Annotated in this window: 23 protein-coding genes; 7 read left to right on the forward strand and 16 right to left on the reverse strand. The window is 48.2% G+C overall.

Annotation, left to right across the window (positions count from 1 at the left end; all coding sequences use genetic code 11):
• Nucleotides 1-9: 9 nt before the first annotated feature.
• Nucleotides 10-279, forward strand: a complete 270-nt coding sequence (locus AC6EMZ_RS03895; RefSeq protein WP_498401469.1) for a type II toxin-antitoxin system TacA family antitoxin — start codon at nt 10-12, stop codon at nt 277-279.
• 3 nt (nt 280-282) lie between these two features.
• The gene (locus AC6EMZ_RS03900; protein WP_498401070.1) at nt 283-807 is read left to right on the forward strand and encodes a GNAT family N-acetyltransferase; all 525 of its coding nucleotides are present in this window, start codon (nt 283-285) and stop codon (nt 805-807) included.
• Between the two features lie 34 nt (nt 808-841).
• Here AC6EMZ_RS03900 and rutG read toward each other — a convergent pair whose 3' ends face one another.
• From rutG to rutA, 7 genes are read right to left on the reverse strand one after another with little or no spacing between them, the layout of a single operon-like run.
• Nucleotides 842-2,170 (reverse strand): pyrimidine utilization transport protein G, encoded by a 1,329-nt coding sequence (gene rutG, locus AC6EMZ_RS03905; RefSeq protein ID WP_498401071.1) that lies wholly within the window; start codon nt 2,168-2,170, stop codon nt 842-844.
• Nucleotides 2,171-2,191: 21 nt separating this feature from the next.
• A complete protein-coding gene (gene rutF, locus AC6EMZ_RS03910; protein ID WP_498401072.1) occupies nt 2,192-2,686 on the reverse strand; it encodes an NADH-dependent FMN reductase RutF in 495 nt (164 codons plus the stop codon).
• 9 nt (nt 2,687-2,695) lie between these two features.
• Entirely contained in the window at nt 2,696-3,286 is a 591-nt protein-coding gene (locus AC6EMZ_RS03915) for a malonic semialdehyde reductase (RefSeq protein WP_498401073.1), read from the reverse strand.
• Nucleotides 3,283-4,095, reverse strand: coding sequence for a pyrimidine utilization protein D (gene rutD / locus AC6EMZ_RS03920; protein WP_498401074.1), 813 nt, complete (start codon nt 4,093-4,095; stop codon nt 3,283-3,285). The genes AC6EMZ_RS03915 and rutD overlap by 4 nt, the downstream gene beginning before the upstream one ends.
• Before the next feature lie 7 nt (nt 4,096-4,102).
• On the reverse strand, nt 4,103-4,489 hold the full coding sequence (gene rutC, locus AC6EMZ_RS03925; RefSeq protein WP_498401075.1) for a pyrimidine utilization protein C: 387 nt from the start codon (nt 4,487-4,489) through the stop codon (nt 4,103-4,105).
• Nucleotides 4,490-4,500: 11 nt separating this feature from the next.
• The gene (gene rutB, locus AC6EMZ_RS03930) at nt 4,501-5,193 is read right to left on the reverse strand and encodes a pyrimidine utilization protein B (protein WP_498401470.1); all 693 of its coding nucleotides are present in this window, start codon (nt 5,191-5,193) and stop codon (nt 4,501-4,503) included.
• Nucleotides 5,193-6,284, reverse strand: a complete 1,092-nt coding sequence (rutA, locus tag AC6EMZ_RS03935; RefSeq protein ID WP_498401471.1) for a pyrimidine utilization protein A — start codon at nt 6,282-6,284, stop codon at nt 5,193-5,195. The genes rutB and rutA overlap by 1 nt, the downstream gene beginning before the upstream one ends.
• Nucleotides 6,285-6,672: 388 nt before the next feature.
• On the opposite strand from rutA, the gene AC6EMZ_RS03940 reads away from it, so the two are divergent.
• The gene (locus AC6EMZ_RS03940; RefSeq protein ID WP_498401076.1) at nt 6,673-7,125 is read left to right on the forward strand and encodes an NUDIX hydrolase; all 453 of its coding nucleotides are present in this window, start codon (nt 6,673-6,675) and stop codon (nt 7,123-7,125) included.
• Between the two features lie 105 nt (nt 7,126-7,230).
• Here AC6EMZ_RS03940 and AC6EMZ_RS03945 read toward each other — a convergent pair whose 3' ends face one another.
• Complete coding sequence (locus AC6EMZ_RS03945) at nt 7,231-8,166, reverse strand: LysR family transcriptional regulator (RefSeq protein WP_498401077.1); 936 nt, start codon at nt 8,164-8,166, stop codon at nt 7,231-7,233.
• A 103-nt stretch (nt 8,167-8,269) separates the two neighbouring features.
• Here AC6EMZ_RS03945 and AC6EMZ_RS03950 point away from each other — a divergent pair, with 103 nt between their 5' ends.
• Nucleotides 8,270-9,457 (forward strand): MFS transporter, encoded by a 1,188-nt coding sequence (locus tag AC6EMZ_RS03950; protein WP_498401079.1) that lies wholly within the window; start codon nt 8,270-8,272, stop codon nt 9,455-9,457.
• Here AC6EMZ_RS03950 and AC6EMZ_RS03955 read toward each other — a convergent pair.
• Genes AC6EMZ_RS03955 through AC6EMZ_RS03975 form a run of 5 tightly spaced genes read right to left on the reverse strand, consistent with a single transcriptional unit; the run spans nt 9,395 to nt 14,464 of the window.
• Nucleotides 9,395-10,639: an MFS transporter gene (locus AC6EMZ_RS03955; RefSeq protein WP_498401080.1), complete on the reverse strand. Its 1,245-nt coding sequence runs from the start codon at nt 10,637-10,639 to the stop codon at nt 9,395-9,397. The genes AC6EMZ_RS03950 and AC6EMZ_RS03955 overlap by 63 nt on opposite strands.
• A complete protein-coding gene (locus AC6EMZ_RS03960) occupies nt 10,636-11,898 on the reverse strand; it encodes an ATP-grasp domain-containing protein (RefSeq protein WP_498401081.1) in 1,263 nt (420 codons plus the stop codon). The genes AC6EMZ_RS03955 and AC6EMZ_RS03960 overlap by 4 nt, the downstream gene beginning before the upstream one ends.
• A gap of 4 nt (nt 11,899-11,902) precedes the next feature.
• Nucleotides 11,903-12,439, reverse strand: a complete 537-nt coding sequence (locus AC6EMZ_RS03965; protein WP_498401082.1) for a cysteine peptidase family C39 domain-containing protein — start codon at nt 12,437-12,439, stop codon at nt 11,903-11,905.
• Nucleotides 12,440-12,449: 10 nt separating this feature from the next.
• Nucleotides 12,450-13,502, reverse strand: a complete 1,053-nt coding sequence (locus AC6EMZ_RS03970; protein WP_498401083.1) for an ATP-binding protein — start codon at nt 13,500-13,502, stop codon at nt 12,450-12,452.
• Nucleotides 13,503-13,537: 35 nt separating this feature from the next.
• Nucleotides 13,538-14,464 (reverse strand): PLP-dependent cysteine synthase family protein, encoded by a 927-nt coding sequence (locus AC6EMZ_RS03975; RefSeq protein WP_498401084.1) that lies wholly within the window; start codon nt 14,462-14,464, stop codon nt 13,538-13,540.
• 652 nt (nt 14,465-15,116) lie between these two features.
• Between AC6EMZ_RS03975 and AC6EMZ_RS03980 the strand changes: the two genes are divergently transcribed.
• From AC6EMZ_RS03980 to AC6EMZ_RS03990, 3 genes are all read left to right on the forward strand, one after another.
• Nucleotides 15,117-15,839 carry an alpha/beta fold hydrolase gene (locus AC6EMZ_RS03980; protein ID WP_498401085.1) on the forward strand — a complete coding sequence of 241 codons (723 nt, stop codon included), beginning with the start codon at nt 15,117-15,119 and terminating at the stop codon, nt 15,837-15,839.
• 183 nt (nt 15,840-16,022) lie between these two features.
• Nucleotides 16,023-17,252 (forward strand): MFS transporter, encoded by a 1,230-nt coding sequence (locus AC6EMZ_RS03985; RefSeq protein WP_498401086.1) that lies wholly within the window; start codon nt 16,023-16,025, stop codon nt 17,250-17,252.
• Between the two features lie 190 nt (nt 17,253-17,442).
• A complete protein-coding gene (locus AC6EMZ_RS03990) occupies nt 17,443-17,877 on the forward strand; it encodes a GNAT family N-acetyltransferase (protein ID WP_498401087.1) in 435 nt (144 codons plus the stop codon).
• Nucleotides 17,878-17,992: 115 nt separating this feature from the next.
• On the opposite strand, the gene AC6EMZ_RS03995 is transcribed toward AC6EMZ_RS03990, so the two are convergent.
• Genes AC6EMZ_RS03995 through AC6EMZ_RS04005 form a run of 3 tightly spaced genes read right to left on the reverse strand, consistent with a single transcriptional unit; the run spans nt 17,993 to nt 20,318 of the window.
• Nucleotides 17,993-18,394 carry a hypothetical protein gene (locus AC6EMZ_RS03995; RefSeq protein WP_498401088.1) on the reverse strand — a complete coding sequence of 134 codons (402 nt, stop codon included), beginning with the start codon at nt 18,392-18,394 and terminating at the stop codon, nt 17,993-17,995.
• Nucleotides 18,395-18,422: 28 nt separating this feature from the next.
• Nucleotides 18,423-19,481, reverse strand: coding sequence for a putative Ig domain-containing protein (locus AC6EMZ_RS04000; protein WP_498401089.1), 1,059 nt, complete (start codon nt 19,479-19,481; stop codon nt 18,423-18,425).
• 39 nt (nt 19,482-19,520) lie between these two features.
• On the reverse strand, nt 19,521-20,318 hold the full coding sequence (locus AC6EMZ_RS04005) for a hypothetical protein (protein WP_498401090.1): 798 nt from the start codon (nt 20,316-20,318) through the stop codon (nt 19,521-19,523).
• Nucleotides 20,319-20,391: the final 73 nt, after the last annotated feature.

A 20,391-nucleotide genomic window follows, 5' to 3' on the forward strand; every position in this document is an offset into this window, starting at 1 on the left:
GAGTGAATGATGTCAGTATTGAAAAAACAACGTATCGATCTTCGTCTGACTAACGAAGACAAAAGTATTATTGAAGAAGCTGCGGCGATGACAAACCAGACGATTACTCAGTTTATGGTTAACAGCGCCTCTGAAAGGGCGGCTGAGGTCATTGAGCAACATCGTCGCCTGATCCTTGAAAAAGCATCGTGGGATGTGGTCATGGAAGCCATCAGCAATCCACCGACACCGAATGACAGATTAAAACGAGCAGCGAAGCGTCTTCAAGACATGGAGTAAGTCGTGGCCGATTTGATAATTGAAATGTTTTCGCATGAGGCAGAATACGATTTTAGCGAGTTTGACTGTGGCGAAACCTCTCTAAACATTTTCCTGAGCGAACATTTGGCTCGGCAGCATGGTGGGCGCATCTTGCGCGGTTACCTGCTTAAAACGCCCGGTGCAAACGCCAGAGTCCTGGGATATTACACCCTCTCAGGCAGTTGTTTTGAGAAAGCGTTACTCCCGTCAAAAACGCAGCAACGTCAGGTGCCCTACGTCAATGTTCCCAGCGTAACACTAGGCCGTCTGGCTATTCACAAAGATCTACAGGGCCAGGAGTGGGGTACCACGCTGGTAGTTCACGCTATGAAGGTAGTCTATCTGGCATCCCAGGCGGTGGGCATTCATGGGATGTTCGTTGATGCCCTCAACGACGGCGCGAAAGTCTTCTACGAAAAACAGGGTTTTATTCCCCTGACGGGCGAAAACAGCCGCTCACTTTTCTATCCCACTAAATCAATAGAGCGGCTGTTTGGCGAGCAGTGAGAAAATCCCTCCTGAGAGGGATTTGTCTGCATTATCAGACGTCCTGTTTGATGATGTTCACCTCAGGCTCGATAGCCCTTCGGCGACTTAACAACGCGTTCAGCAATATCGCGCCAAAGGTGGCTGTACCGATCCCGCCCAGCGTAAAGCCGCCAACGGTGAGTGCAAAATCCCCCGCGCCCAGTACCAGCGTGACGGCGACCATAATCAGGTTGCCGTTCTGGCTGAGATCGACATGATGCTGCACCCAGATCCGCGCCCCGGCGACGGCGATGAGGCCAAATACCACAATCGATGCGCCGCCAATAACCGGGGCAGGGATAGTGTGGATCAGCGCGCCGAACTTCGGTGAGAAGCCCAATAGCAGGGCAATAACCGCCGCAGCCACAAACACCAGCGTGGAGTACACCTTAGTCACCGCCATGACGCCGATGTTTTCAGCGTAGGTGGTGACGCCGCTGCCGCCGACCGAACCCGAGAGCATCGTTGCCAGCCCGTCGCCGACGAACGCGCGGCCCATGTACGGATCCATATTGCGTCCGGTCATCCCTGCGACCGCTTTCAGATGGCCTAAGTTTTCCGCTACCAGAATCACTGCCACTGGCGCGATTAACATCATCGCCTGGCCGTTAAAGGTTGGCGACGTGAACTGCGGCAGGCCAAACCAGGCGGCGTTTTGCAGTAGCGTAAAATCGACCGGTGTTCCTACGGCAAACACGGTGGTCACCAGCGCGTAGACCAGACAGGCGGCGATTAGCCCGACCAGAATCAACAGACGCTGGATCATGCCGCGGGTGAAGACCGCCACCAGACCAATACACAGCACGGTCATGACCGCCATCCAGCTGTCAAATTGGGATCCTGACACGCCTTTTACCGCAATGGGGGCGAGGTTGAGACCAATCGCCATCACCACCGCGCCCGTCACCACAGGCGGCATCAGGCGTTCGATCCAGCGGGTGCCCACCTTCATGACCACCAGGCCAATCAAGGTATAGATAAACCCGCAGGCGATAATTCCCCCGAGCGCCACACTGATGTTGGGGTTAATGCCCTGGCCGCTAAAGCCCGTTGCGGCAATCACCACCCCGACAAACGCAGCGCTGGACCCAAGATAACTTGGCACGCGTCCGCCGGTAATGAAGAAGAACAGCAGAGTACCGATGCCCGACATCAGAATCGACAGGTTAGGATCCAACCCCATCAAAATGGGCATCAGCACCGTTGCGCCAAACATGGCAACCGCGTGCTGTACGCCCATCACGGCGGTTTGGGCAAACGGAAGCCGTTCATCCGGCGCGACCACGCCGTGTTCAGTAGAGGTCGATTTCAACTGCCAGTGGGGAAAACCGAACAAGGCCATGAGCAATCTCCTTAAGGAGGGTTAACAGGCGGGTCGCAAAAGCGCGTGGTAGCCGCGATCAAACCACACCAGCCCCTGCGGCGCTGGGTGGCGGGTGATGGATTCGATGGTGCAAAACAGAATGTCGTGCGTGCCAACGCTTACAACCTGACTGATGCGGCAGTCGAACGAGGCCAGCGCGTCCTCCAGGCGTGGACAGCCGGTTTCGCCGGTGTGCCAGCGTGCGGCAGCGAAGCGGTCGGCCATCGGTGTTTTGCCGCCAAACAGGTTAGAAAGCGGCTCCTGTCCGGCGCTGAGCGTGTTCACGCAAAGCGTGCCGTTTTCGCTAAACGCAGGCCAGACGGAGGCCCCACGGTTCAGACACACCAGCAGCGTGGGCGGAGAATCGGTCACGCTGCAAACCGCGCTGGCGGTAAAGCCAGCCTGCCCGGCGGGGCCGTCAGTGGTAATGATATTGACCGCTGCGCCCATGCAGGACATGGCGTCACGAAAGGTCTGTTTATCCGGTATGTTCATCTTCGCTCCTTATGCCAGCCCACAGGCGTCTTCAAATGACAGTCGTGGCAGGCGTCCATACAGTTTGCTGACGTCGCCATAGCCAATGTTGATCAGCAGATTGCTTTTCAGCGTGGTGCCGGTGAAAAATGCCTCATCGACTTTTTGCCGATCGAAGCCGGACATCGGGCCGGTATCCAGCCCCAGTGCGCGACAGGCGAAGATCAGATACGCCGCCTGCATTGAGCTATTGCGAAAGGCGGTTTCTTCGGCAAGCGCCGGGCTTGAGGTAAACCAGCTGCGCGCGTCGCCGTGCGGGAACAGCTCCGGCAGGCGCTCATAAAACTCACTGTCCCAGGCGATGATGGCGGTGACGGGCGCGGCCAGCGTTTTCGCCAGATTGCCGCTGGAGAGCGAAGGGCGCAGCTTCTCTTTGCCCTCAGCCGTGCGGATAAACACGATCCGCGCGGGCGAACAGTTGGCGGAGGTCGGCCCCCATTTCATCAGCGCGTAAATCTCACGCAGCATCTCGTCGCTGACCGGCGTATCTCGCCAGCCGTTATGGGTGTGGGCATCGGTAAACAACGTATTGATGGCCGTCGGGGTGATGGCTTCGCTCATGGTAACTCCTTAAAAGCCGGTTCAGGGCTATGCATCAGGCTGGCAAGCCCGTTGAGCAACAGCGTGTTAAAGGCCTCGGGTTCGGTGACGTTGCAGGCATGTCCACCCTGACGCATCACCGCTTTGTCGCTGCCAGGAAGTGCATCGTGTAACTCAGACGAGCAAACGGCGGGCACCAGCAGGTCGTCGGCGGAACAGATAATCTGCACCGGGCAACGAACGCGCGCCGCCAGAGCGCGAAAGTCAGCCTGCTTTAAGGCCAGCAGCCTGCGCTGCAAATTGTTTTTGCCCTGAAAATGCGCCAGCGACAGCGCCTCTTCGGCCTCCATGCGCGGCGCGCGCGCGGCCATCCAGTCTGCCGGATATAAAAACAGCGGTTGCGCCTCGACCCACGCCTGCGCGCCACCCGCGTGCAGCAGCCGTTCTCGGATCTGGAAACAGCGCCGGGTATGGGCGTTTAGCGTCAGCCAGCCGTTCACGCACACCAGGGCGCTCACGGCATCGGGGCGAACGATTGCCAATTGCAGCCCTACCAGCGCTCCCAGCGCGTGGCCCACCACTGCAAACTGCGTAATCCCTGCGTGGCTCAGTGCCTGATATAACTCGTCGGCCATGTCCGACAGCGTGTATCCCTGAGGCAATTCATCAGGGTTATTTCCGGTGCCGCGCTGGTCATAGCACACCACCTGATATTCCTGCTCCAGTACGGCAAGCTGCGGTAGCCAGTAGCTGCCACTCCCGCCCAGACCGGCGATCAACACCACTACGGGCGCGTCGGAGAAGGGGGGCGGTGAAACGGATATTTTCATGGCGGCCTCACTGAGCGACGTGCGCAACGGTAGCGATTTCAACCAGCGCCTCTGGCTTCACCAGCCCGCACTGAATGCAAAACCGCGCGGGCTTCTCGCCGGGGAAAAACTCCGCGTAGACTTCATTAATCGCGGCGTAGTTTTTCCAGTCGGTGATAAAGATGCTGTTGAAGGTCACGTCCTCCATCGTGCCACCCGCCGTTTCGATAACGCGCCTGATGGTCTCGAGCACGTGGCGGGTTTGCGCCTTTGGGTCGTTGGGGTAGACCACGTTGTTGAACTCATCGAACGGCAATGTGCCTGAAACGTACACCACGCCGTCGGCGAGGGTGCCCGGCACGAACGGGGCAATGGGCGTGCTGGTGCCAGCGGGAATAATTACGGATTTCGGCATGGTCTTGCTCCTCAGGCGATGCGGGATAACGAAGGTGGTGAGACGGCATCGCAAAAATCGGCGACGTTGCTGACCCAGCCAAAAAAGGTTTCGATATTGAACAGGGCGGCTTTCTGCGCAAACTCCGGCCCGGCCTGATGGGTCGCGTCTTCCAGCACCACGCCGAAATATTCAAGGAAAAAGCCGTCGCGCAGCGTCGATTCCACGCAGACGTTGGTGGCGATCCCGGTGAAGATCAGATGACGAATGCCGCGACTGCGCAGCAGGCTGTCGAGCGGGGTGTTGAAAAAGCCGCTGTAGCGCGGTTTGGGCAGCACGATATCGCCCAGTTCCGGCACCAGCTCATCTACCAGCTGATAATCCCAGCCGCCTTTTGCCAGCAGCGTGCCCTGCAATTCTGGCCGTTTGCGCATGGTTTTCAGCGCATTCGACTTGTGAAAGTTCGGCGAGCCGGGGCCACCCGCTTCGACGTATTGATCGTCCCAGCCGTTCTGGAACCAGATAATCAGGATCCCCGCGGCGCGCGCGGCGGCAACGGCGGTTTGGATATTGTCAATGACCGGCCTGGTGGCGGAGACGTCAAAGCCTGCCAGATCCAGATAACCGCCCTCGGTGGCGTAGGCGTTTTGCATATCGACTACGATCAACGCGCTCTGCTGCGGCGCAAAGGTAATGGCTTCGGGGCGTGCGGGTAAGGTCGTCATCATGCCACCTCCCGGGTGATGGCCGGAATGTGCGAACGGCACTGCATCAGCGGCTGAATGCGCTCACCGAAGGTCTCAACGCCGGTCAGGAAATCATCAAAGGTCAGCAGCACGCCTTCGGCACCCGGCACGCTGGCGACTTCGTCGAGCATCTTCGCCACGCTGGCATAAGATCCGACCAGCGTTCCCATATTGATGTTGACGGCGGAAGTCGGGTCCGCCATCTGGCGCACGTTGGTATCCGCGCCGGAGCGGGTATCCTTTTGGCTTTGTTCGGTCAGCCAGCTCAGGGCTTCTTCGTCTGCCCCGGCTTTGTAATGCTCCCATTTGGCGCGCGCGGCCTCGTCGGATTCATCGGCGATGACCATAAACAGCACGTAAGAGCCGACGTCGCGGCCGGTTTTGTCGGCGGCGTCTTTCATGCGCGCGGCGGTGGGGGCGAAGGCGGCCGGCGTGTTCACGCCCTTGCCGAAGCAGAAGTTAAAGTCAGCGTGCTGGGCGGAAAACGCCATTCCCGCGTCGCTCTGTCCGGCACAGATCACCTTCATGGGGGTAGACGGCTGCGGGCTAACGCGGCAGTCGTTCATGGTGAAGTAGTCGCCCTTGAAGTCGCTTTTGCCCGTGCCCCACAGATCGCGCAGGACCTGCACGTATTCGGTGAGATAGTCATAGCGACGCGAGAAGTATTCATCGCCCGGCCAGATCCCCATCTGGTCATATTCCGGCTTTTGCCAGCCGGTGACGAGGTTGACGCCGAAACGACCGCCGGAGATGGAATCGATGGTCGACGCCATGCGCGCGACAATCGCCGGGGGCAGGGTGAGCGTGGCGGCGGTGGCGTAGATTTGGATCCGCGAGGTCACTGCCGCCAGACCCGCCATCAGGGTGAACGACTCAAGGTTGTGATCCCAGAATTCGGTTTTGCCGCCAAAGCCGCGCAGCTTGATCATCGAGAGCGCAAAGTCGAAGTGGTAGTGCTCTGCCTTCTGCACGATGGCCTTATTCAGCTCAAAGGTCGGCATGTACTGCGGAGCCGTCGTGGAGATCAACCAGCCGTTGTTGCCGATGGGGACGAATACGCCAATTTTCATCACAAACCTCTCTTCATCTCAATGTGGGTGAAAGTCAGACGTGGCGCTGCATCCTGCATTTCCTGTTCAGCCTCGTGAGAATGATTTTGCAAAGGTGATGCCAGTTTTGAAAATGCGAGTGTTATTAATATGTTAACTATTGGTTGTTAAATTGAGCGCTACTAAAGTGGACTGAATGGTCAAAAGAGATGCACGCAAAGCAGGCAGCTGTGCGCGATGGCGGTGCAGGGGGAAAGCAATAACGATCCCGGACGGTGCCACTCAACGGACAGCGACAAACGCAGTTGACGTGACAAGAAAATGCATTCTCAATGTGCGCTTCAGACTGCAATTTATGCTTATATGAAAATCCGAAATGAGGATTTAAGCTTTGTTAAAGAGGGAAGATATGCGTACTCGTCCAGCCTCTCGATTGATAGTACTTTCACCTAATAATCACGTTCTGCTCTTTAAGTTCTGCCATAAAGATGATGCTTTAGAGGGAAAGACATATTGGGCAACGCCAGGGGGAGGACTTGAGCACAACGAGTCTTATGAGCAGGCGGCGTTACGTGAATTATTTGAAGAAACGGGCCTGACAAGAAGGACGGCGGGACCACAAATAGCCTCCAGATCCTTCCCTATGATGCTGCCAAGTGGTGAGAACGTTCTTGCTGAAGAAATTTTCTTTATTATTAATGCAGATAAATCAGATATTGACCGCTCAGGTTGGAGTAACAACGAAAAAGAAGTCATTCGCGATCACTACTGGTGGACCTTAGAAGAACTCAGACAAACCAATGAAATCATCTTCCCACTCGATTTGATAATTAACATACTTGAAGGCTCTCACAGCACTTAATTCTCCGAAATGGCTTAGATGTCTGCTTTTGGCGCGAAGCGGACCGCCCGAAGCGCCGCGAAGCCTGCTATGAGGGAGAAGTCGACGCCCTGTGCTTAGGGCGCATTACACCCGTTGGACGTTCTGTGCGGCCAAAGATTGAATACTCAATTTCTGATGCATGAAATCAATGAGCGCTCGCGTTTTAGCTGGCAAATAACGCCTGTCTGAATAAATTGCGAACAATTGAAGTGGGGCTGGGGGTTGTTCAAACTTAATCTCGATCAGCCGTCCATCGTCAATGTAGGGTTGGCAGGCCTGTTCCGAAAGAATGGCGAAACCGACACCCGCTACCGCCGCGCGTCCTGCCATCTCTCCGCTGTTTACCCGGTAATGGCTTTTAACCTTAATTGTCTCGAATCCCCCCTTTTTATTAACAAATTGCCAGGGAGCACCTTTAAGTGCATTTACCGTGGTAATACAGGGTAATTCTTCAAGTTGCTGTATTCGAGAAGGGCTGCCATAACGCTGAATGACGGAGGGGGCTGCAACGATAGTGCAAGGGATCGTCACCAGATGACGGGCGATGTAATCACTGTCATCCATCTGGCCACGGCTCACAATGATTGCTAAATCCAGATCGTCTCGCAGGGATTCAAAACCAGACAAATTTGTGACACAGCTAATTTCCAGATCCGGGTGCTGGCAGGCGAAATCGGCAACCACAGAACCCAGCAATGCAGGACCTATCTCATTGGGAATACAGATACGTAGTGGCCCTTTGAACTGCATTTGCCGCAACGTTAATTCAGTTTCAGTTTGCTCGAGCGCATCCAGTAATGGTTTTGCTCGGGTAAAGAGCAGGTGCCCCGCTTGTGTGAGTTTCATATGTCGGGTGCTGCGTTCAATGAGCTGAAGACTCAGTTTGTCTTCTAACTGAGAAATACAACGACTCACGTTTGAGGTCGGCATTTCCAGGACTTTCGAGGCCCCAACAAAACTTTCTCGTTCAACGACAGCAATAAACACTTTAAGGGTATTAAAATCAAGCGTCGCTCGCATCTACTATCCCATAAATGATAACAATAAGTGCCATTTGTACCATCTAATGAACAACATTGATAGCGGTTAAACTCGGATATCTTTCATCGATAGGTCGCTTGCTATGCCACTGGTCACAACAACGTTGAGTCATAAAGCCCTCGTACGAATAGCTATTGTCATAGCTTTTATTCAGTTCACGAATGCGCTGGAATATATGATGTTCAACCCTATTTTTGCTTTTATGGCAGCTGATTTCGCCGTTCCCGTATCATTCTCAGGCTATGTCTCCGGCATGTACACATCAGGAGCAGTCCTGTCGGGGATTCTCGCCTTTTACTGGATTGGACGTTTCGATAAGAAACGCTTTCTCATCGTCAATATGGCACTCCTGGGGATACTGACATTTTTGACGACATTCACCTCCAGTTTTAGTCTTCTGCTTGCATTACGATTCTGCGCAGGACTGGTAGGCGGTACAACAATGGGGGTGGGTATCAGTATATTGATAAACCATGCACCGACTAATTTACGTGGAAAAATGTTCGCGACGGTAATTGCATCATTTTCCGTAGTAAGCATTGCAGGAATGCCCGCCGTATTATTTTTATGTAATCATTATGGCTGGCATGTCGCTTTGTGGTTAATCAGTACGCTCTGTTTGCTAGCATTACCACTTATTATCACCATCATCCCGCACGATCCTGCCTCTTTCGAGACATACCAAGCACAACCTATAGATGTGGATACTTTACTGTTTGCTTCAAGCAATGCGCTTGTGCAGTTTAGTCCGATGCTGGTCATTCCTGTTCTGGTTCCCTTAATGACACAGTACCTCGGCGCTTCTCAGGGCCTTTTGCCCTGGCTGTTCTTTGGCGGGGGTGTTTCAGGATACCTTTCTACAAAAATGACTGGCGCGTTAACTCCGCATTTTTCTGCTGTGATTCTGGCTACAGGGTCAACTATCGTTTTTTTACTCACTTTGCTAATACCTGTTATGGGTTATTCGCATCCGGCGCTATTTATTATTTTATTTCTCGGTGCATCTTACAGTCGTCTGGTTTCATCTTCAGCACTTACGATTCAGTTTCCTGATAACAGGCAATTAGCTGGATTCTCTTCATTACAGACATCAATAATGTATCTGGTTACAACGATCGCATTTTTTCTGTCTGCTTATTTATTACCTGGGCATGTCATGACACAACAAAATATGAACATGTTACTGGCGGTTTGTGCCATGTCCGCATCAGTGTTCCCCATTATCATTATCATTCTGCAAAAGAAACTGGCTAAACGTAAGCCGTCGTGACAATCGCAGACCGATATAAAACAGAACAAAGCAGAGCACACTGACCAGCATCAATACCCATGGCACGTTGCGTGGCTGCATAAACGCAAGTAACACACCTGTGACTGCCGGATTTAAAGCCCCTCCCAGGCTACCAAGGTTCTGGAATGAGAAATAAAAAGCTCTACCTTCTGGCAGTGAGATCTGGTCAATGACTCTGTATTGTAGTGGTGCAAAAATGATCTCACCGAACGAGAAAAAGAACATCCCCAGCATCCAGGTCATTCTGTTTTCACCCGCAAGACTGAAGATGAACAGCCCGGCCGCCAGACATAAGGTTCCGAGCAAAAACCCCAGGGTAGCCGAGAATTTAATTACGACATTCCCTGTAATATACTGGAATAACACAACAGTCATTGCATTGGTGGTAATCAGTAAAGAGACAATTTTCACCACGGCTTCCGAAGAATGATCAACCATTAATATTTGTGAAATACAGCTTGCAAACCTTTCAAATACGAATGAGGCAAGAAAAATTGCCAGTGTGAACACCAGTAAAATAACCAATCTCCGATCGCAGTACACCCTGGTAATTTGACCTGACGTCTCCCTCGTTGTTGGATGCGATCTCAGCTTTAACCCCGTCGTCGAAATAATGGCTAGTCCACCCAGCAAAGCTGAGAGCAAAAAAGAAACGTCAATATCTTTGCCCATCAGCCACGATCCTGTTAATGGTCCAACAATCCAACCTATATTGATAAATGTATAATTGAGCGAAAAAACCTTAGTCTTTCCCTTATCATCAAAATGATCGGAAATGAAGCATTTAATAATAGTTGAGTATAGTGAGTAAGAACAAGTTATCAGCGTAAAGCAAATCACAAAAACAATAGAATTATGGAAGAAACCCAAAATCAAAAAAGAAAAAGAAAAAACAAGTAAAGATAAATTCAAGAGTAATTTATGGTTAATATGGTTTGATAACTTGCTACAAGGAATACTTAAAAATATCCCGGAAATAATGGACAGAGTGAGGAAGTTCCCCGTCTCAACGATAGACATGTCTAACTGGTCATGTAAAAAAAGTGGTAGAAATGGGAGGGTTACCCCCCTCCCAACCGTAGCAAAAAAAGAGCCTGCAACAAGCATGTAAACATTGTGCCGGCCTGTAGGTGAATAAAATACTGCACCTTCTTTAATCAATGGAGTAGCTCCAAATGCATGTCTTTCTCAACTTGTTCAAAGAATCCTTGTAGATCTTTTTCCAACGCCTGGTGATTCGGATAGATAACCTGAATACGTCCCAACGTTTCGCCCGCTTTAACATTCGAAACCGATTGTTGACCAGATAACTCCTGATAGACCGGATTAAACCACGAGGTCACCAGCTTACGAAAATCCACTGGAGAAAAGCTGCTATCCTTAGCCGCATCAAAACGAATTGCGCTACCTACCTTGTTGCTGATAAAGATATCTTGTTCATTTAATGGCACACCTGAATGAATATCTGCAAGCCAGCTAAATATATTATTCCCGCTAACATTATTATATAATAATGGCATATAGCTGCCCATTAGTCTGGGATTAACCTCCACCAGAACCGGACCAGATTTCGTCAGGATTAATTCAATGTGGAAAATCCCATGACTCAATCCCAGCGCAGAAAGTACAGTAACGGTATAATCACGGCATAACTGTTGCTCGATTTCTGTTAAAAGCGCAGGCATATCAATCCTGTACTCTACAAGCTCATTCTGACTTGAACGCCCACGACCAGAAATCATAAATATATTGGCAAGTAGCCCATCATGTGCCACTTCGACTGACACCATGTTACCGATGAGATATTCCTCCACCAAAAAGCCACGTAAATACTGATTCTGCATTTTTAATGGCTCTCGGGCAACGGCATCAAGGATCCCTTTCCATGCTCGATGTAATTCCGATTCGTCACGGACAATCGCAGTAGCTACGCTGTTGAGAGATGTCTTCGGTTTGATGACAAGAGGGTACCCAATCTCAGCGGCGGCCCGAACTAAATCACCGTTCGTATTGATATGGCAAAAACTCGCATTTTTAATACCGTGCTGATTAAGACATTCACGCGTGTCGTCTTTATTTCTGCTGTTTAGTACAGAATGAAAAGAAGGAAAAGGTAAATGCAGCGCCTCAGCAACTGCAGCAGCCGATTCCATTGAATTTTCCGCGATGCAAATTATCCCATCTACCTTTTTTCTCTTGTCAATATCACTGGCAAGTTGTAAAAGCTTAACAGCATCATCTGTATCTTCAAAATAATAGATATCAGTCAAGGATTTCTTAATATATTTATTTTCATCAGTATTGGCGTAACAAATAAAAGATGAGGATTCAATATAAGAAACATCATGCCCTAAAGAAATGATTTCTTTGATCGCTTTAAGACCAGTCAAATTTGCGTTAATAAAAAGAAAATGTGCCATACACTTATCCTCGGTCAGATAGAATGATGCCCTTCATTGAAAAACTATGAGAAAACTGCTCAAGCGTGACGACATGATGTTTTTCCCCCCAGTTCGTCGGATCCATAAAGCAAATAAAAAACTGCCCGAAGAATTTCTTAAGACCGTATAACAAAACTAAATGCCCCCCACGCTGCCCATTACATGGGAATTTATGCGTGACAGAAGCAATAATTAGTTGTGATATCGTCAAATTTTCGACGACCTGCTGTACACTTAATGGCATCGATTTCGCGCTAACGCCATAAGATGAAATAACTTTCGCAAGTTGTTCATGGCGCCATCCCCACTCTGAATATCCTCCAGCGCTTACGCATTCATTAAACAATCGCTGGACAGAGACCGTGACGCCGGTCAGTGATAAGAGTGCTGAACTCGCGCACGCCAACCCGCATGAGCGTACGGACCAAAAATCACAAAGCTCCTTAAAGTCTCCGGGAAGGGAAGGCAGTTGATTTATTTCCGTGTGCCAGTACTGACAAACATGCGGCGGTCTTTTCATATCAAGTCCCTCAGTGGGTGGTTTTTTTAAGGAAGGCGGTATTCATTATTGCGAGGATCATTTCCTCATAACTGAACCCAAAAGAGGTAAACATTTGCGTAAAGTTACCGCTATGAGAAATACCCGGTACGGTATTAATCTCCAGCACGAAAACCTCTTCTCCTTGCACCATCATGTCTACTCTAGAGATCCCTTCGCATCCACTATGCGAGAAGGCCTGCCAGGCTATTTCTTTTATCTTTTGCTGTTGAACGTCGGTAAAAGCACCGCCAAGGAAGTAGCGGATACTGCTTTTACTTTTTCCCAGTTTCAATTCTGCATCATAAAAAAGTGCTTCTGTTTCAGCGGTCAGTACTGGCAGGATATAATATCCTGTCGATAGCTCAATTATCCCGGCAGTGACAAATATACCATCGACATATTTTTCCATAAAATAAGCTGAGATACCTTTATTGCATTGATGATCTCGCCAGTACTTTAAATCCTTACGATTTGTAATCATCGTGATCCCAAGGCTACTCCCACCTTGTCTTTCTTTCATCATCACTGGATAACCCAGATTGGTAGCTTTATTTAGCAATGATTCCAGCGTTTCGATGCTCTCTAGTTCGTAATAAGGGGCAGTGCTAACGTCAGCGCTCTTCATCACATGTTTGAAATATAATTTATCACAGCAGATAGCACTAGCAGTTATCCCAGGGCCAGGATAGGCAACCCCAAGATAATCAAGCCAGCCCTGAATACGACCATCCTCGCCAAATTCACCTTGCGCATAAATAAAAGCGTAATCGGCAACGGCCAGATAATCTTTAATTTTCTTGTCAGTGCTTGTAACTCTTTTGTAATTTAAACCAAGAACCGAGAGGGCGTGATCCACTGCCAAGATACCTCTTATCTGTACTTCTGCATTTAATGTATATATCTTGTTTTCATCCGAGTGGTCCCCTTCAATTAAAACAATAAACTTGTCATTAAAATAATCCCTTAATTTATTTAAAACACTTCTTTCTATATCGAAATTTTCATAAAGATCAATATCTGTTTTATAAGTTGGAAGAGGCATGGTTATGGCATCTCTTTAAAATAAGTAAGATCGATTTACATTGCAGTTAATTTAGATATATAACGTTCGCCTGAATCAGGAGAAATACAGACGATATGTTGATATACCCCCAATTCTGCGACTCTTTGTGCCACCGCAATGATGGCACCGCTTGATAAACCGAGATCCACTGCATCACTTGCATAAAGATTATGGCAGGTTTCAATAGCCTCTTTATCGGTAACCTGGTAAATATCATCTACAAGGTTTTTATCATATATTTCAGGAATAAAATCAGATCCTACTCCCTCTATACACCAGGCTCTCCGTTGGTGTTCTTCAGAGTATTTATGGGAATGAAAGATAGAGCCTGCAGGGTCAATGGCAATGATTTTTACAGCGGGGGCGTGTTTACGGAAAAATTGCGATAAACCCATCGCAGTACCTCCCGAGCCAATACCGCAAACTATTGCATCAACATTTCCTTTTGTTTGCTGGTAAATCTCTGGTGCAGTAGAAAAATAGTGAGCCTCACTATTGTAAGGAGAGCTAAACTGATTTAGGTAATAGCGGCCATCAGTCTTAGAATATTCCTTTGCCATCTCTATATAATGAGTTTGGGAACCTGCCGGTGCTGATGATGAAGTGAGTATGACATTCGCGCCAAGATGTTTTAGTAATGCCAACTTCTCTTTGCTAATTTTATCATGAGTAACAATGGTGACTTTATATCCTTTATGCTTTCCAATCCAGGCTACGCCAACACCTGTATTACCTGAGGTCGCTTCAACCAATTCCATTCCAGGTCTAATTTTTTCATAACGTTCGCATTGAGAAATCATTCTTAATGCAACTCGATCTTTTATGGAGCCACCAGGATTAAATGATTCTAATTTAACATACAGATGAGAGTTGGGATGCCGACCTTTAAGAATCTCTATCATTGGTGTATTGCCAATAGAATCCATAATATCATAGAACATAGGTATTTATTCCATCAAATTAACCCGATAATAATAATATTATCATCTGCCATAAACCGGCCTTATAAAAATATTCTCATTATTAATCCCCGTCAATCAGCGCGCAAAACTGTATAAATAACAGACTGATTAATTTCATTCTTTTATTTCAAGTAGTTGAGAGAAATGCGCCTCAACTTCTCGGTAGATAAAGCCGCAATAAAATCAGAGTGCAGAAGATAACACTAAGTATTGTCAATTAATTAGAGTTAATAGCGTAATTAAAGCAATGGCGTCATTTAATTTACAATCGTGATAATTTCATTGATTCATATTTCGCAACGCAGCAATTCCATGATTAATTATTTGCAGGCTTGAGTGAAAACCGATGAGAACGCAATGCGGTGATTCTACGTCCGCTTCTGGCATGGAGTGAAATGGCTCACTGAGCCTAATGCCCGCTGTGAGCGAGGAGTGGAATTAAGCCAATTTATTTATAGTGGTATCCGACGCTTATCTGGCTCAACTTCCACCTGATTTTCGTAACCTGAGTCATCACCTCCAAAATTGGGGGGTAGAACAGCCTTGCTTTAAGGCGTTAGTCTGAAGGCCGTCGGAAATGACTGGAGAAGCTAACGTTGCTTTACCAATGCACCCATTTTGAGGAGAATTTATGTCCACAATGCCTGGCAACTCAACGCTGTTCTATCGTACAGAAGGTAAAGGGCCATTAGTAATAATGCTTCACGGCCTATTAATGGATGGACGGTGTTGGGCAGATAACGGCTTTGTCTCTGCTTTTAGTCCTTTTTTTAGAGTCGTATGCCCAGACTTGATTGGGCATGGTGCAAGCGACAGATTTGATGCTCAGGACTTTTACACAAGAGAAAATCAGGTTTTAACCATTGTGAAACTTATGGATGAATTGGGCTATGACAAAGCACATGTGATTGGTTACTCAGCGGGTGCCTGGTTAGCTATGGGATTGCTTGATTCATATCCTGAAAGACTGACTTCCGTTGTGTTGGGTGGATGGGATTGCTTAAAAGGAATTCCGGAAACGCCTTTCGGCAAACTCAGTTTTGAGATGTTTATGGATTACGCACGAGAGATTGCACCAGAACTGACCCAATCGCTGTCACCTGCGGATGAGAGAAGTGTGGAGTACTTTTTCAATGAACTGAGTAAACCATTCAAAGATGATGACAATTTATTGACTCGCAGCACGCCTAAATTACTCTGGGCAGGTGTCAATGATCCCTATTACATTTCTATGTCTGGACTGGCACAGAAGCACGCGATACGTATTATTGCAGGTAAAGGAGACCATTTGGGTGAAGTAAATAATCCGGATAGGGGAACAGTAACTACCATACTTAATTTTAGTAAAGGCTAGATGCCTTTCAGTTATCGATGGTTATGCGTGATCCATACCGCGATAATTTAATCAAGCGGGGGCTCGTCATTATGAACGCCTCTATATGATATGCACCATGATATAATTATTCATTGATTTTTTATGTATTTTCAAACCTCAGGTATTCTAAAATCGGTTCTTCAACTTTAAGCTATTCCCACAATGAATTTGTTTGATAAAAAAGTTGGCGCGTTTCACTCTAGTCCCTTTCGCTATTTATTTTTTGCTCGCCTTCTTACCGTTCTAGGTAATGGAATTGCCCCGATTGCACAGGCTTTCGCGGTACTTGACATAGGTGGGACAATCTCTGATTTAGGTATCGTCGTAGCATCGCGCTCCCTTTTTAACGTTGCATTCTTACTGATTGGTGGAGTTTTAGCGGATAGATACTCTCGAAATCGAGTGCTGGTCTCCTCATCACTGATTGCAGCAGCGTCGCAAGCTGTCGTTGCATGGTCTGTACTGGATAGTTCCGCAACGGTGATGAGTATGGCATTGTTTGGAGTCTTAAATGGAGCAGCATCCGGCATCGCCTTACCTGCTTCATCTACGCTGGTCCCCCAGACAGTTCCGGCGCAGAATTTGCGTGCAGCAAATGCATTAATTCAGCTCGGTATTAATAGCGGTACGATTATTGGCGCTTCGCTTGGTGGGGTCCTTATCAGTTCTGTTGGACCAGGATGGGGACTGACAGTTGATGCAATGGGTTTCGCAGCCTCTGCGCCACTCTATTTTTTGATACGTACTTCGTCGACTCAAGCATGCACATCAACAACTCATATTCTGCAGGACTTAAAAGAAGGTTGGAAAGAATTCGCAAGCCGAGTATGGGTGTGGGTGACTGTTGTCCAGTTCACCATCATCAATGCCGCATTCAGCGGAGTAGTCATGGTGCTCGGTCCTGTTATTGCTGATGCTTCTTTTGGACGAGCGCATTGGGGGCGCATTATTGCTGCACAGAGCGTTGGCCTGGTTACGGGTTCGTACCTCTCTCTGAAATGGCGGCCACGTAAAGATCTCTTTATCAGTGTAATGCTGGTTTCACTTTGCTCTGCACCAATGGTAATGCTTAGCCAGCCCGCTTCTGAAGTAGGACTCGTTACAGCTTTTTTTGTTGCTGGTGTGACGCTAGGCCTATTCGATGTGTCCTGGGCCCATGCGCTGCAAATTCATATTCCCCGGGAAAAACTGGCTCGCGTTTACGCCTACGACGCTATCGGTTCGTTTGTCGCCATTCCTTTCGGTGAACTTGTCGCAGGACCGCTAGCCACAAATTATGGTACGAGTAATGTACTTCTGGTTTCAGCGATGGCAGTGATCATAACGGCATTAGGAACCTGTCTGGTTCCTGAGGTCCGAAAGCTAGATAATTCCTCGCAAACTAAGTCGTAAGGGGCTATAGGTTCTTCGTTTCCTGGCAACGCTCCCCTTCGATTTAGGATAGGATTGCATCGACCCGTTGAACGCACAGTGTGAAGCGGACATATTATGCAAAATCCCTCCAAATGTACTCAACATCATCTAACTGTTATATTTAGCATTGTTAGATAGCTTTCTTTTTATCAAGCATGGAGAAAACCCAGTGGCCATAACTATAAGGTCAGCAATAGTTTCTGATGTAGAGAGTATTTTCGGCATTAGAACTTCGGTTATTGAAAATCATCTTAGCCGAGAAGAAATGTGGCAAATGGGGATCACTGAAAACCTAGTGGCAGATATGATTCAGAACAGTTCTTGCGCTTGGGTTGCGGTTGAAAACGAAAAAATCATCGGTTTCTCAATGATTTTACCGCATGAAGGTTGCCTCTTCGCTGCATTTGTCCACCCAAAATATGAAGGTAGGGGGGCAGGCCGTAAACTTATAATGGCCGCTGAGCAGGAGTTATTCAGACTACATGATATAGCCTGGCTGGAAACCGATAAGTATAGTCGTGCTGCGAAAGTTTACATACATCTCGGCTGGGGTAATCAAACAGATATTAATGACACTGATATCAGATTAGAGAAAAAATCTTAGCGTTTAATGTAATGCACTCTATGTAAACGTCCGCTTCTGGCACAGTCTGAACCTTCCTGTCGGACGTTTCGGTTTACAAAAAGGCCCCTGTTGAGGCCTCTGTTTGTATCAAACACTAACCTTGGTTACGCCAGGCGGTTATAGTGAAAAAGATATCGTTATAATCCATATCCGTCGAATCCTCTCCCACAATAGTGACGGATCTGGCCAGCAGATTGTTATTGCTGTCGGTAATATCCATCGTCTTCATCCTGGCATCTATTTGTTTGCTTTCAGCGATGCTAATCAGGAGGCTTAGATTATCGCCTTCTAACCGGGCATAGGTTTGCGATAGTGGCGGTAGAATATTCTGGCTCTGTCTTGATTGCGAGACATAGGTTTGTTTAGTGTCGCGTAGCTCAAAGCCGATTTTGAAAGCGGCCTGCGTCGTTATAGTCCAGAAACTATAAAAACCTTTCGGAATATTTAATGGAATGGATTTTGTCGCTTCCAGGGTGATTTTCTCAGACATGCTCATCCAGTTATCCTTTCAACGTGTATTATTATTACGGGTTAATGTCTAACAGGTAGAACTGACTGGCGGTGGCCTGCTTGCCGTCTGTTACCCTTAAGGTCAGAGGTACCGAACCGCCGGACACGCTCACCTGCCCAGAAATAGAATTACCGCTAATGCTCAATCCAATCGGCAGACCGTCGCTTGACCACTGGTAAGGTTCGACGCCACCCGTGGCTGTTAATTGCTGAGAATAAGGCACGGATAGGGTTGCCGCCGCCAAAGCTGGCGTGCTGATGGTCAGGATCTGTGGCTGGACTGATACTTTCAACGTCAGCTGCTGCTGTTTGCTGTTAACTGGCGTTGCCGAATCGTTCACTTTGAGGATAATAGTAAACGTGCCAGCACCGGTTGGTTTGCCTGAAATGATACTGCTTTCAAGTTGTAGTCCTGCCGGCAAACCCGTGGCCGACCACAAATACGGTGCCAGCCCGCCTGAGGCAATAAGCTCCTTCTGGTAAGTCTGGCCGACAACACCAGGCTGGAGGGAATCGGTGACAATGGCAAGAGGTTGCAGCTGCGGGTTAACCTGCAGCGAAATGGATCGCTGTACGGTCTGGGGCGGCGATGACGAGTCCGTGACCGTTACCGAGACGCAAGCGTCTCCTTCTTGCACGGGCGTGCCTGAGATCTTTCCCTGAACAGCACTCAGTCCCGGAGGTAAATTGATTATATTCCAGTGATAAGGGGCTTTACCGCCATTAATCAAAAGCGTAGCTAAATAAGCCTGACCAACGGTCGCCACCTCTAAGGTTTCAGTGACTATTTCGAGACTGTCGTTATTCGCAATAAAAAGTGTAAGGACCTTCTGAGTTGTTTCACCAGTGGTGGTGTTTTGGACCCAGATAGTCATCGAACTCCAGTAGTCACGTTGGCAAAGGCCGGATATTGTGCCGGTTATGGCATTAATAGTAAGCCCCAGAGGCAGAGTGTTTTTAATACTCCAGCTCAGGGGGGCGTCCATAGGATGAGTCACTGCTGCTAATGTAAAATGATATTCTTCGCCGACATACCCTGTAGGTAGTTCTGTCGTGGTAATTTGTATTGACATAATATTCACATAGAGTATGGAGGTGAAATAAAAGAAATATTAACTCATATTCTGATAATGGCTCAGTGAGTGTAATTCAGCAGGATGCAAAGGTGTGGATGCCACTTTTGAAAGTGCCAAAATATCATTATTTGTTCCGCTAATGGAAAGGGTTAACGTTCCATCAATAATATCCTGACCGTCCAGATTAAACCCAAGTTTGAGGAAGTCGATTGTAAAAGTCGTCTCGTTGTCGCCTGTAACTACTCCACCGACGCTCTGCTTATCTCTAGGGATGTTGGCTGTCGATGTAGCCTCAACGCCCTTATTTGAGTTCAGATACATATAGGACAAAGCTAAGATGCTGATCTGACTCGAAACAATGATCAACTGGCCCGTAGTGCAGCGTAATTTAAAGCTGCCAACATTGACAATGTTGCCTAGCTTTAATCCTGAGAATGACATTTTGAAATAACTTTCCGGGTCTTGCAGGCTAGCAGAATTCTGGCTGTTACCGCTGGTCAGCCCGGTCGTTACGACCGTTGAGGGTGAAATATCGGGACTATCTGCTTCGGCAAACGGAATTTTTTCCGTGGGTGCAATAACATATGTTATGCCGCCATTATTATCGTCGTTGGGAATAACAACTGAAGCCGGTGAATTAGTGTTGGGATTATATGCGTAGGATATTGATTTTCCACTCACATTGCTGCGAAAGAAAACTACTCCACCTGCAGAAACATCTTCACTAACAAGAAATTCATTATTTGAGTCTGACTTAAGGGAAGCCCCACCAATGGCTTGACAAATCTTACCGATTAAAATACCACCGGTAAGCAGTGCGTTAACAATACCCATTCTTGTCTCCTGATAATAGGAAAATATATTAGGACGGACTGATAACAGCTGTTTTGGGGAAATCTTAAAAAGC

Source organism: Enterobacter sp. SCRI0065 (assembly GCF_059766475.1).